Source organism: Cellulomonas fimi, from assembly GCF_028583725.1.
Lineage (GTDB): Bacteria > Actinomycetota > Actinomycetes > Actinomycetales > Cellulomonadaceae > Cellulomonas > Cellulomonas fimi_B.
The window spans coordinates 359,352-372,082 of the sequence record NZ_CP110680.1; the positions used below are offsets into that span (position 1 = coordinate 359,352).

The 12,731-nt window shown below is 74.3% G+C and carries 9 protein-coding genes; 6 read left to right on the top strand and 3 right to left on the bottom strand.

The window, feature by feature from the left end; genetic code table 11:
- The first annotated feature begins 24 nt into the window (after positions 1-24).
- From OOT42_RS01665 to OOT42_RS01690, 6 genes are all read left to right on the top strand, one after another.
- Complete coding sequence (locus OOT42_RS01665) at positions 25-3,273, top strand: hypothetical protein (protein WP_273653232.1); 3,249 nt, start codon at positions 25-27, stop codon at positions 3,271-3,273.
- 86 nt (positions 3,274-3,359) lie between these two features.
- Positions 3,360-4,307: a hypothetical protein gene (locus OOT42_RS01670; protein WP_273653233.1), complete on the top strand. Its 948-nt coding sequence runs from the start codon at positions 3,360-3,362 to the stop codon at positions 4,305-4,307.
- The gene (locus OOT42_RS01675; protein WP_273653234.1) at positions 4,304-6,133 is read left to right on the top strand and encodes a YhgE/Pip family protein; all 1,830 of its coding nucleotides are present in this window, start codon (positions 4,304-4,306) and stop codon (positions 6,131-6,133) included. The genes OOT42_RS01670 and OOT42_RS01675 overlap by 4 nt, the downstream gene beginning before the upstream one ends.
- Before the next feature lie 376 nt (positions 6,134-6,509).
- The gene (locus OOT42_RS01680) at positions 6,510-6,983 is read left to right on the top strand and encodes an aromatic ring-opening dioxygenase LigA (protein ID WP_273653235.1); all 474 of its coding nucleotides are present in this window, start codon (positions 6,510-6,512) and stop codon (positions 6,981-6,983) included.
- A 202-nt stretch (positions 6,984-7,185) separates the two neighbouring features.
- A complete protein-coding gene (locus tag OOT42_RS01685) occupies positions 7,186-9,672 on the top strand; it encodes a glycogen/starch/alpha-glucan phosphorylase (protein ID WP_273653236.1) in 2,487 nt (828 codons plus the stop codon).
- 122 nt (positions 9,673-9,794) lie between these two features.
- Positions 9,795-10,199 (top strand): DUF5997 family protein, encoded by a 405-nt coding sequence (locus OOT42_RS01690; RefSeq protein WP_273653237.1) that lies wholly within the window; start codon positions 9,795-9,797, stop codon positions 10,197-10,199.
- 11 nt (positions 10,200-10,210) lie between these two features.
- Here the strand turns inward: OOT42_RS01690 and OOT42_RS01695 are convergent, their stop codons facing one another.
- Genes OOT42_RS01695 through OOT42_RS01705 form a run of 3 tightly spaced genes read right to left on the bottom strand, consistent with a single transcriptional unit; the run spans position 10,211 to position 12,661 of the window.
- Positions 10,211-11,101, bottom strand: coding sequence for a LysR family transcriptional regulator substrate-binding protein (locus tag OOT42_RS01695; protein WP_273653238.1), 891 nt, complete (start codon positions 11,099-11,101; stop codon positions 10,211-10,213).
- Entirely contained in the window at positions 11,098-11,841 is a 744-nt protein-coding gene (gene trmB / locus OOT42_RS01700; protein WP_273653239.1) for a tRNA (guanosine(46)-N7)-methyltransferase TrmB, read from the bottom strand. Before trmB ends, OOT42_RS01695 begins: the two co-directional genes overlap by 4 nt.
- Before the next feature lie 34 nt (positions 11,842-11,875).
- Positions 11,876-12,661, bottom strand: coding sequence for a VOC family protein (locus tag OOT42_RS01705; RefSeq protein ID WP_273653240.1), 786 nt, complete (start codon positions 12,659-12,661; stop codon positions 11,876-11,878).
- Between the last annotated feature and the right edge of the window lie 70 nt (positions 12,662-12,731).

Genomic DNA, 12,731 nt, shown 5'->3' on the forward strand with positions numbered 1-12,731 from the left:
CTCCGGCCCGCAGGGGGAGGAGTCGTGCGCCGTCTGCCCGTCGCCGCCGTGGTCCTGGCGGCGGTGCTCGCCGCGGTGGGGCTCGTCGCGTCGCCCGCCGCCGCGCAGGTCGACCCCGACGTCACCGGTCGGCTGTCCCTGTTCAAGCGCATCGAGAACCTCGACACGGGGGCGAGCGAGGGCCGCCGCGAGCTGTGGACGATGACCGCGGTCAACACCGAGGACCCGGCGTACACGTTCACCGGCGACGGCCTCAACGGCGTGCAGTCGCTCGTCGTGCCCGCGGGCGACTACACGATCAGCGAGTCCGGCGGCGTCCCGGGGTACGCGTTCGTGAGCTGGGACTGCGGCGCCGCGGGGACGTTCACCGACCCGACGCCCACGATCACCGTCCCCGCCGACGGCACCGTCACGTGCACCGTCCGCAACGACGCGATCCAGCCGAGCCTCACGCTGCGCAAGGTCGTGACCGGGGGCCCCGCGTCGCCCACCGCGTGGACCCTCACCGCGCAGGGGCCCACGACCGTCACCGGCGCGGGGACGGCGACCGGCCCGGTGCGGATCGGCGAGTACCAGCTCGCCGAGACCGGTGGCCCGTCGGGGTACACCGCGGGCGACTGGGTGTGCACCGGCGGCACGCAGACCGGCCCGTCGAGCGTCGTGGTGTCGCTCGGCCAGGACGTCGAGTGCGTCGTCACCAACGCACGGTCCGAGCCGACGCCGCACCTCGTCACGCTGCGCAAGGAGGTCGTCGGCGGCCCGGCCACCACCGCGGACTTCCTGCTGTCCGGGACGGGGCCGCCCGGGACGGTGCAGGGCGTCTCCGGGTCCCCGAGCGTCACGGAGGTCCCCGTCCCGTCGGGGACGTACACGCTCGCCGAGACCGCGACGACCCCCGTCGCGCAGGCCGGGTACACGTCGTCCGGGTGGTCCTGCACCGGGGGAACCGTCAGCGGCAGCACGCTGACCCTGACCGACGGCGACGGCGACGCGGTCTGCACCGTCACCAACACGTGGACGGGCGGCACGCTCACGCTCGTCAAGGACGTGATCGGCGGCACCGTCGTCCCGGGGGCGTGGACGCTGACGGCGGCCGGTCCCGTCACCGTGACGGGCCGCAGCGGGCAGCCCGCAGTCACGTCCGTCCCGGTTCCCGCGGGGACGTACACGTTGAGCGAGAGCGGCCCGGCGAACTACGTCGCGTCGCCCTGGGTCTGCTCGTCCGGGGGGACCGGCACCGACCAGGTCGCCGTCGCGACCGGCGCCGAGGTCACCTGCACGATCACCAACACCATCGAGGACGCGAGCCTCACGCTCGTCAAGCAGGTCGTCGGCGGGCCTGCGACGCTCGACGACTTCACGCTCCGCGCCGTCAGCGACCAAGGCGTCGTCGTGGTCGGCACGTCCGGCTCCGACGCCGTCACGCAGGTGGAGGTCGAGACCGGCCAGACGTGGTCGCTGGGCGAGGACCCGGTCCCCGGGTACACCGCGAGCGCCTGGACCTGCACCGGGGCGTCGGCGGTCGGCGACCAGGTGACGATCGTCGACCCGGTCGACGTGGTCTGCACCGTCACGAACACGTGGACCGGCGGCACCCTCACGCTCGTCAAGGAGGTCGAGGGCAGCGGCACGCCGCCGAGCACGTGGCTGCTCACCGCGACCGGTCCGGCGAGCCTCGCCGGCCGCAGCGGCGCGCCCGCCGTGACGGCCGTCGACGTGCCACCCGGCGACTACGTGCTGAGCGAGTCGGTCGTCGCCGGCTTCACCGCGTCCGCCTGGGACTGCGGTGCCGCGCCGCTCGCGGGCTCGGTCGTCACCGTCGGGCCGGGCGCGGACGTGACCTGCACGATCACGAACACCGCGACGCAGCCCCACCTCACGCTCGTGAAGGTCGTCGACAACAGCGCGGGCGGCACCCTCGCACCCGACGACTTCACGCTGACCGCCGCCGGGCCCGTGACCGTCGTCGGCCAGACCGGCGACCCGTCCGTGACCGTCGCCGCGGTCGTCCCCGGCACGTACGACCTGAGCGAGACGCCCGACCCGGTCGCCGGGTACGACGCGTCGTCGTGGATCTGCTCCTTCGGCGTGGGCGGTCTGCCCAGCGTCGGCGACACCGTGACGATCCCCGCGACGAACCTCGACGGCTCGCCGTTCACCGAGGACGTGCAGTGCACGATCGTCAACACCGCGCAGTCGCCCCGCCTCACGCTGGCCAAGACCGTCGACAACACCGGCGGCGGGCCCGCCGCGCCGACGGCGTGGACGCTCCTCGCGATCGGTGACCAGGACCTGCTCGTCGGCAGCACCGGCACCGTGTCCGTGACCGGCGTGCCCGTGCGTGTCGGGTCGTACCGCCTGCTCGAGCTCGGCCCGCCGTTCTACGCGCTGGAGGGCTGGACGTGCGTCGACGCGGACGGCGCGACCGTGCCCGTCGTCGGCGGCGACGTGACGCTCGACCTCGGCGACGACGTGACCTGCACCGCCGCGAACCGGTGGACGCGCGCGCAGGTCACGCTGCAGAAGGTCGTCGACGGCGGCGTCGCCTCCCCGGCCGACTGGACGCTCGTCGCCTCGGCGCCCGGCACCGGGGCGGTCTCCGGCACGTCGGGCGTGCAGGGCGTCCTGCCCGCGGGGACGTACGCGCTGGCCGAGGTGCCGCAGACCGTCGTCGCCGAGCGGGGCTATGAGCTCGCCGCGTGGGACTGCGGGCCCGACCACCCCGTGACCGGCGGCACCGTGACGCTCGCCGAGAACGACGTCGTCACCTGCACCGTCACGAACACGTGGATCGGCGGCACGCTCACGCTGCAGAAGGCCGTGCTCGGCGGCGACGCGCAGCCCGCCGACTTCACGCTCCTCGCCAGCGGCACCGGCGGCTCGTGGCAGGGACCCGCCGGCAGCGCGGCCGTGACCGACGTCCCCGTGGTGCCAGGCGTGTACGCGCTCGCCGAGGGACTCGACGGTCCCGCCGGCTACCGGGAGGAGGAGTGGACCTGCGACGGCGCGACGCTGCTCGGCGACACGGTGGTCGTCACGGCCGAGGCCGACGTGACGTGCACCGTGCTCAACGTCTACGCGGGCGTCGACCCGCCCGGGCCGCCCGGTCCGCCGACCCCGCCCGTGCCGCCGCTGGTGCCGCCGGTCGAACCCGGCGGCGACGCCGCGCTCGCGACGACGGGCGGCCCCGGCGCGGGGCTCCTCGTCCTCGCGCTCGGGCTCCTCGTGGCGGGCGCAGCCGCGCGCGTCGTCGTGCGCCGCAGGCCGTCCTGACGAGCGTCGCACCACCCTCTGCGCGCGGCACGGGGCGCTCCGTGCTTGGCTGACCTCGGGTGCGACGTCCGACCGGGGGGACCGGGATGAGCGACAGCCGAGGTGACAGCACGCCCGCCGACGCGGAGTCCGGCGACGGCCCGGACGCGCCCGCCGCCGAGCCCGACGCATCCGCCGACGACACGGAGCGACCGCCCGCGGAGCCCGCCGTCCCCGCCGTCCCCGCTGCTCCGTTGCCGAGCCAGGCGAAGGCCCCGGGCGGCGCGACGGAGCCCGTCCCGGCCGTGCCACCGCCCGCGGCCCCGACGTCGCCGCTCCCGCGAACCGTGCCACCCGCCGCGTCGCCGCCCGCGGCCGTCGGTGCCGCCGTGGGGGCCGTGCTGGTCCCCGACGCCTCGACGCCCGTCCTGGAGGCCGCGAACGTCGGCGTCCGCGACCGCGCCCGGTGGCTGGTCCGCGGCCTCGACCTGAGCCTCGCGGCGCGCACGGTCACGTGGCTCGTCACGCTCGACCCGGTCGCGCGCGACGCGACGGCGCTCGCGCTCGCGGGTCGGCTCGCCGTCGACGAGGGGCACGTGCACGTCGTCGACCCGCGCGACGCGACGCGCCGGTCGGGACGCGCGGTCCGACGCGTCGTCGGGATCGGCTGGGTGCCCCGGCTGCGGCTGCTGGAGGACCGGGCGCGCGTCGGCGAGGTCGTCCGGCAGGCACACCGCCGGGCGGGCTCCCGGCTCGACGACGAGACACTCGACAGCCTGCTCACGGACGCGGGGCTGGCCGGCACGGTCGGGCAGGCGGCCGACGACCTGCCGGCGTCGCAGAAGGCGCTCCTGGGCCTCGTCGCGGCCGTCGCCGGCGACCCGCCGGTCGTCGTCGCGCCGTTCCCGTCCGGGTCGGCGCAGGACCGCGACGCCATGACCGCGTTCACGGAGCGGCTCGCGCGTGACGGGTCCACGGTCCTGGTCGTGACGGCCGGGGACTTCCGCCCGCCCGACGCCGGACCCGCGACGCGCGTCCTGGGGCGTCCGGCGTGAGGGCCGCCCTGCTGACGCTGGCCCGCTTCGTGCGCGACCGGTTCGCCGCGGTCGTGCTCGTCGGGGTGCTGGCGGTGCCGGCGATCTACGGCGGCGTGCTCGTGTGGGGCTACTGGGACCCGTACGCACGGTCGGGCCACATCCCCGCGGCGCTCGTCAACCTCGACGAGCCCGTGCAGACGGTCGACGGCAGCGACCTGGCCGCCGGTGACGACCTGGAACGCGTCGTCCTCACGTCGGGGACGCTCGACTGGACGGCGACCGACGCCGAGACCGCCGCCCAGGGGCTCGAGGACAAGACGTACTACGTCGTCGTGACGATCCCGCCGGAGTTCTCCGCGCAGGTCGCGTCGCTGTCGAGCGCCGACCCGCAGCAGGCGCAGATCGAGGTCCGCACGAACGACGCGGGCAACTACCTCGTCGGCGTGCTCGCCCAGGACGCGTCGGAGGCCGTCGAGGGCACGGCCGGCAGCCAGGTCCAGGCCGACTACCTCGACGTCGTCTACGGGCTGCTCGGGCAGGCGAAGGACGCCGGCGGCGAGGTCGGCGGGTCCGCGCAGGAGCTCGCGGACGGCACGCAGCAGGCCGCCGACGCGGCGCGCGAGGTCGCGGACGGTGCCGCGCAGGTCGCGGACGGGGTCACCCAGGTCGCGGACGCGCTCGCGGACGTCGACGACGCGGTGCAGGACGTCCCGGCGCTCGCCGACTCGCTCGCCACCGTGGCGGCGTCGGTCGCGGCGCGGACGTCGGGCGCGGCGGACGCGGCGCAGGACGTGTCGGCGCGCCTCACCGCCCTGGAGCAGCAGCTCGCGGCCGCCGGGCAGCCGGACGCGGCGGCGCGCGTCGCGGAGATCCGCGACTCGTTCGAGGCGACCGTGGTGCCGGCCGTCGAGGACGCCGCGGACGACGCCGCGGACATCGCCGACGACGCGGGCGCGCTGTCGGACCTCGCCGGGGAGGCCGTCACGGCCGCCGACCGTGCGAACGCGCAGGGCCAGGCGCTCGCCGACGGCGCGCGGTCGGTCGCGGACGGGTCCGAGGACCTCGCGACGGTGCTGGCCGACCAGCTCGCCCCCGGCGCGCAGCAGCTCGCCGACGGGCTCGCGCAGGCCGCGGAGCAGCTCGACGTGCCGATCACGGAGGTCGACCGGGAGACGTTCGGCCAGGTGCTGTCCCGTCCGGTCACCGTCGAGCGGGTCCGCGACAACCCGATCGCGCACTTCGGCGACGGGTTCACGAGCTACTTCGCCGGTCTGGGGTTGTTCGTCGGCGCGGTGTTCGTCTTCCTCGTGCTGTCGCCGCTCGACCGCCGCGGGCAGCTCTGGGGCGCGGGACCGCTCGCCGTGGCAGGGCCGCCGCTGCTCGCGGGCGGTGCCGTGGTGCTGCTGCAGGCCGCGCTGCTCTTCGGCGCCCTGCTGCTGGTCGGGGTCGGCCCGGACGCGCCGTGGGTGCTGCTGGGCGTGCTCGCGGCGTCGGCGGTGTGCTTCGTCGCGCTCGTGCAGCTGCTCAAGGCGGCGTTCGGGCTGGTCGGCGAGTTCGTCGGGGTGATCCTGCTGGTCCTGCAGGTCGCCGCGGGCGAGGGTGCGTACCCGATCCAGACGTTCGGGCCGTTCTTCCAGGCCGTCCACCCGTTCCTGCCGATGAGCTGGACCAACGACGCGGTGCGCCGGTCGGTCGCGGGCGGGCCGCTCACACCGTACGTCTGGGTCGACGTCGCGCTGCTGCTCGGCACCGCCGCCGTCGCGTTCGGTCTCACGTGCCTGGCGGCGCGCGGCCGCGAGCGCTGGACCCCCGCCCGGCTGCGTCCCTCCGTCGAGCTCGTGTGAGCCGCCGTTCCGGTGAACGCGCAGGTCCGCAGTGACCTAAGTCCCGCGAAAGCGGCCTCCGGGGGGAGTGGGATTGCGGGCATGGCCCCGGGCTACCGGCAGGTGCGGCCGGTCGGGGCAGCAGGGGGCACAACGCCGGGGCGTGGGGACGCGTCCCTGGCGAGGAGGAGGGCGCGTCCGACCCCCGGTCCCCGCGCGCCCTCCTCCGTGCGCCTGCCCGAAAAGGGCGGTTGACCTGCGACGACACCGTGGAAAAACGTGGGACTTGGGTCCCGTACGTGAAGCCCATGTGAACGCAACGATCTTCATGTGAGCCCGATCGGCTCACCGGATCTGGGGAGATCCGCACTCCGGGGGTACCGAAAGGTCACGAACCATGAGCACCAGCACCGTCACCACCAAGTCGCCGGCCCGTCTGATCGGCCTGATCGTCATGATCCTCGGCGGCATCTTCCTCGTCGCCGGCGCCGTCACGTGGGGCGCCGTGTCGAGCAACCTGCGCGCCGAGAACATCACGGTCTCGGAGGACGCGGACATGTTCGCGAACCAGATCGTCGACACGCCCTGGGAGGCGTACTCGCAGGCCGCGATCATCAACCACCACGCGCTCGACGCGTCGGGCGGCAAGACCTACGCCGAGCTGGACCGTGAGGACCCGGTCCGCGCCACGGTGATGAACGGCTCGTTCCTGCGGGCGTCGCTGTTCACGTCGGTCGTCGCCTTCGGTGTCGCCCTGCTCGTCATGGGCGTCGGCGTCACCTTCGGGCTCGTGGGCTGGGCCATCCGTTCGCTCGGCACCGTCGTCGCCGGAACCTCGACGGTCGAGCGGCCCGCGGTGGCCGCGGTCTGACACCGCACGGCGAACCCGCCAGCACGGCGGTGACCCCGCCGCGGTGAGGACCACCGGAAGGCCGGCACCCGACCAGGGGTGCCGGCCTTCCGTGTGCCCGTGTGCCCGTGTGCCCGTGTGCCCGCGTCCCGCAGGGCCCGACAGGGTGCCACCACCTGCACCGTCACCGCAACGGTGACCTTCTGAGAGGAGCGCCGCTACCGTGAGTGAGGTGACAGCGAACACCGAACCCGTCGCGACGCGTGAGCGCACTGTCGAGGGCTTCGTGCGGGAGTACCTGCGCGAGCTGAACTTCGGGCAGGGGGTCGACCTCTCCCGGGCCTCGGTCAACGACCAGTACCTCGCGCTGGCCCGCACCGTCCGCCACTACCTCATGGTCCGCTGGCTCGAGACCCTGCGCCGGCAGTCCGAGCTCCAGGCCAAGTCCGTCGCCTACCTGTCCGCGGAGTTCCTGCTGGGGCGCCAGCTCGACAACGCCCTGCTGGCCGCCGACCTCACCGACATCGTCGAGGAGGGGCTCGCGGGCCTCGGGATCAGCCTCGACACGCTGCGCCAGGCCGAGGTCGAGCCGGGCCTCGGCAACGGCGGCCTCGGCCGTCTGGCGGCGTGCTTCATCGACTCGCTCGCCACGATGAACGTCCCGTCGATCGGCTACGGGATCCGCTACGAGTACGGCATCTTCCGCCAGACGTTCGTCGACGGCTGGCAGGTCGAGAAGCCCGACTCGTGGCTCACGCTCGGCTCGCCGTGGGAGTTCCCGCACCCGGAGATGGCCGTCACCGTGAGCTTCGGCGGGACCGTCGAGGACTACGAGGACGACGACGGCACCACCCGCAAGCGCTGGCTCCCGGGCTGGAGCGTGCTCGGCGTCCCGTACAACTACATGGTCCCCGGCTACGGCAACGGCCGCGTCAACACCCTGCGCCTGTGGTCGGCCCGCGCGACGCGCGCGTTCGACCTGGAGATCTTCAACTCCGGCGACTACGCCCAGGCCGTCCGCGCGCAGACGTTCGCCGAGAACATCTCGAAGGTCCTCTACCCCGAGGACTCGACGCCGCAGGGCAAGGAGCTGCGGCTCCAGCAGCAGTACTTCTTCGTCGCGTGCTCGCTCAAGGACTTCGTCGACCAGGTCCTGCCCAAGGACTTCGACCTGACGAACCTGCCCGACCGCATCCACTTCCAGCTCAACGACACGCACCCCGTCATCGCGATCCCCGAGCTCATGCGGATCCTCGTCGACGAGAAGAAGTGGTCCTGGGACGACGCGTGGAGCGTCGTGCGGCAGGTCTTCTCGTACACGTGCCACACGCTGCTGCCCGAGGCCCTCGAGGTGTGGTCCGTCGAGCTGCTCGGCCGGCTCCTGCCGCGTCACCTCGAGATCATCTACCGCATCAACGAGCAGTTCCTCGTCGGGCTGCGCGCCGCGTACCCCGACGACGAGCTGCGGGCGCGCCGCATGTCGATCATCGCGGAGTTCCCGGAGCGCGGGATCCGCATGGCGCACCTCGCGACCGTCGCGGCGGTCAAGGTCAACGGTGTCGCGGCGCTGCACTCGCAGCTGCTGCGTGACAAGGTGCTGCACGACTTCGCCGAGTACTACCCCGGCAAGTTCACCAACGTCACCAACGGGATCACGCCGCGCCGGTTCCTGCGGCTGTCCAACCCCGGGCTGTCCGGGCTGGTCACCGAGGTCCTCGGGTCCGAGAAGTGGGTGACCGACCTCGACGAGCTGCGCGCGCTCGAGCCGCTCGCGGAGGACGCCGAGTTCCGCCGGCGGTTCCGCGAGATCAAGGCGGCCAACAAGCGCCGGCTCGTCGACCTGCTCGCCGCGCGCGACGGCATCGTCCTCGACCCCGAGACGATGTTCGACGTCATGGTCAAGCGCCTGCACGAGTACAAGCGGCAGACGCTCAAGCTGCTGCACGTCGTGTCGCTCTACGAGCAGATCACGTCGGGCGCGCTCGACCCGGCCGACGTGACGCCGCGGACCTTCGCGTTCGGCGCCAAGGCCGCACCCGGCTACCGGATGGCGAAGCAGATCATCGGGCTCATCAACGCGGTCGGCCGCGTCGTCAACGCCGACCCGGCGGTCGAGGGTCGTCTCACCGTCGCGTTCCCGGCGAACTACAACGTCACGCTCGCCGAGACGCTGATCCCCGCCGCCGACCTGTCGGAGCAGATCTCGCTCGCCGGCAAGGAGGCGTCGGGCACCGGGAACATGAAGTTCATGCTCAACGGTGCGCTGACGATCGGGACGGACGACGGCGCGAACGTCGAGATCCGCCAGCTCGTCGGCGACGAGAACTTCTTCCTGTTCGGCCTCACCGAGCCCGAGGTCGCCGACGTCGTCGAGCGCGGCTACCACCCGACGTCGTACTACGAGACGAACCCGCAGCTCCGCCACGCGCTCGACCTCATCGCGTCGGGCGCGTTCTCAGAGGGCGACCGCAGCGTGTTCGAGCCGATCGTGTCGAACCTGCTGCACGAGGACCGCTTCCTCGTGCTGGCGGACTTCCAGGCGTACGCCGACGCGCAGGCCCGCGTCGACGCCGCGTACGCCGACCCGGAGGCCTGGACGCGGTCGGCGATCGTCAACGTCGCCCGCGCCGGGTTCTTCTCGTCCGACCGGTCGATGCGCGACTACCTCGACCGCGTCTGGCACGCGGCACCCGTCCCGCCGGGCGCCTGACCCGCCCGCACCCGACCACGGGGCCTCGTCGCGACGCGCGGCGGGGCCCCGCGGCCGTCCCCGGCGCGGTCGCGAGGGTGCGCGGCGCGGTCGTGGGCGTGCGCGGTCGTTAGGGTGGGCGCGTGAGCCCCAAGAAGCCGCAGGAGATGAAGCCGTCGACGGCGGCCGCGAAGCTCGACGTCTACCTCCCGGCGACGCCGCCCGAGTTCCAGGCCGGCCCGGTGACGCGCGACGAGCTCGCCGAGCTCCAGCGCAACCCCCCGCAGTGGCTCGTCGACCTGCGTCGTGACGGGCCGCACCCGCGCACCGTCGTCGCCGGCCGGCTGCGCGTGTCGATCAGCGGCCTCGCCCGCGGCGGCATCACCGACCCGCTCACGACCGAGCAGATCGACGCCCTGATCGCCGACCCGCCCGAGTGGCTGGTCCGCGAGCGGGCCACGTTCGAGGAGGTCCGCCGCGAGGAGCGCCGCCTGCGCGCGCGCGACACCGACCGCCGCGCGGAGGCCGCCAAGCGCGCGGAGGACTGACGACGTCGCCCTCAGCGGCCCCGACGACGGCCCCGGCCCGACGACCGTGCCGGACCGCCGCGCTGCGGCCGTCCCGCCGACGTGCCGCCGCCCTTGCCCGACGCGCCGCCCTTGCCCGACGCGCCCGCCTTCTTGCCTGACGTGCCTGCCGTCGTGCTCGCGCTGCGTCCTGAGCCCGGGGACGAGGCGTCGGCCGCCCGCCGGTCCCCCGTGCCGGTCCGGCCCGCGCCGCCGGCGCGCGAGGCGTCCGCGGCGCCGCGCCCGCGGGACGACGCCGCGGTGCGGCCGCGGACGATGCCGATGAACTCCTCGGTGAGGTCGTCGTGGGTGTCCGTCAGCCAGGTCAGGGCGACGACCGAACCGGGGGCGTCGGTGACCGGCCGGGACACGAGGCCGCGGCGGTGGTGCAGGCGCGCGACGGACTGGGGCAGCAGGACGACGCCGATCCCGGCGGCCACCAGGTCGACGGCGTCCGCGGTCGTCGCGACGGGGCCGCCCGCGAACGGCTCGCCGGGGGCGTCGGTCCAGCCGACGAGGTCGTCGTCGGGGCGGACCACCGTCTCGTCGGCGAGGTCGGCGGGCGTGACCTGCTCGGCGACGGAGAACACGTGGTCACGCGCGGCGACCACCACGGTCTCCTCGGTGTAGAGCGGGATCGCGGAGAGCGCGTCACGGTCGACCGGCAGCCGCAGGATCGCGACGTCCGCGTCGCCCGCGCGCAGGGCGGGCTCGGCGTCCGGCGGCTCGACGACGACGAGCTCGAGGGGGACGTCGGCGAGGCGCTCACGCCACACCCGCAGCCAGCGGTCGGGGTTCACGCCGGGCACGACGAGCACGCGGAACACGCGATCGCCGCCGCCGGTGTCGTCCGCCCCGGGCGTGGCGGGCTCGTCGGGGGTCATCGGGCTCTCCTCATGACGACGTCGCGGACCTCGTGGCCCAGGTCGATCCCGCGCTGCTCGAACTTGGTGACCGGCCGGTGCGCGGGGCGCGGGACGAAACCGTCGGCGGTGTTCTCCAGGCCGGGGTCCGCGGCGAGCACGTCGAGCATCTGGTCGGCGTAGTCCACCCAGTCGGTCGCGCAGTGCAGCGTGCCGCCGACGCGCAGCCGGGACCGCAGCAGCGCGACGTGCGCGGGCTGCACGAGCCGCCGCTTGTGGTGCCGGGCCTTGGGCCACGGGTCGGGGAAGAAGACGTGCACGGCGTCGAGCGTGCCCTCGGGGACGTGCCGCCGCACGAGGTCGAGCGCGTCGCCGTGCGCGACCCGCACGTTCGTCAGACCCGCGCGCTCGACGAGGACCAGCAGGTTCGCGACGCCCGGCAGGTGCGCCTCGACGGCGAGGTAGTCGCGTCCGGGGTCGGCGGTGGCCATCGCGACGGTCGTCTCGCCCATGCCGGACCCGATCTCCAGCACGACCGGCGCATCCCGCCCGAACAGCGCCGAGGTGTCGAGCGTGCCGTCGGGACGCACCGGTGCGCGGCCGAGCGCGTCGTCGTGCACCGAGAACCCGTACCGCGGCCACAGGTGCGCGAGCGCGCGCTCCCGATCGCGGCCGAGCGTGGCGCGGCGCGGGTGGAACGTGCGCAGCGGCTCGTGCGGTCGCGACGCGACGTGCCGGAACGCGTCGGAGGGCAGGGTCACCCCGCGAGCCTACGGAACGCCGCGCCGCTGCCGGTCAGGCCGGGTCGTCGTCCTGTGCGATCAGCGCGAACACCTCGCCGAACGGGCCCGAGACGATCGACATCCGGCCGTACGGGGTGTCGGAGGGCGGGCTCATCACCGTGCCGCCGAGGTCGACCGCGCGCTGCGTCGTCGCGTCGGTGTCGGACGTGCCGAAGTACAGCGTCCACGCCGCGGGCGTCTCGGGGTCGACCTTGTCGCTGTAGCCGCCGATCCCGCAGACGAGCTGCCCGTCCAGGCTGACCGACGCGTACGCGAACCCGGGCCCGCTCATGTCGTCGGCCGTGAACCCGAAGACCTGCTGGTAGAACGCGAGCGACCCGGGCTGGTCGTGCGACATGACCTCCGTCCACACGATCGCGCCGGGCTCGTCGGTGACGTCCCAGCCGGTGTGCCCGTGCGGCTCCCACCCGCCGAACACGGCCCCCGTCGGGTCGACGAAGATCGCCATCGAGCCGAAGTCGACGATCTCCATGCCCGGCAGCAGCACCTGCCCGCCCGCGTCCGTCACGGCCTGCGTGGTCGCGGCGAGGTCGTCGGTCGCGAGGTAGAGGCACCACGCCGACGGCGGCGCCGGATCCTCACCGGTCGGCTCCCCCATGCCGACGACGCGCCGACCGCCGACGAACGCCTGCGTGTACCCGCCGACCTCCGGTCCGCCGCGCTCGAACCGCCACCCCAGGAGGGCGCCGTAGAAGTCGACGGCGCGGTCCAGGTCGGGCACGGTGATGTCGGCCCAGGCGGGCGTGCCCGTGGGCCAGCTGCCCCGGTGCGTCGTCATCGGTCCTCCTCGTCGTTCGGTGCTGCTGCGTGCCCATCCCACACCGTTCGTCCCGGTCGCACCACGCGAG

Bases quoted from the DNA above. Each gene is read 5' to 3' on its own strand.
- OOT42_RS01705 (WP_273653240.1), bottom strand. From the start codon at position 12,661: ATGACGACGCACCGGGGCAGCTGGCCCACGGGCACGCCCGCCTGGGCC.
- OOT42_RS01670 (WP_273653233.1), top strand. From the start codon at position 3,360: ATGAGCGACAGCCGAGGTGACAGCACGCCCGCCGACGCGGAGTCCGGC.
- OOT42_RS01680 (WP_273653235.1), top strand. From the start codon at position 6,510: ATGAGCACCAGCACCGTCACCACCAAGTCGCCGGCCCGTCTGATCGGC.
- OOT42_RS01695 (WP_273653238.1), bottom strand. From the start codon at position 11,101: ATGACCCCCGACGAGCCCGCCACGCCCGGGGCGGACGACACCGGCGGC.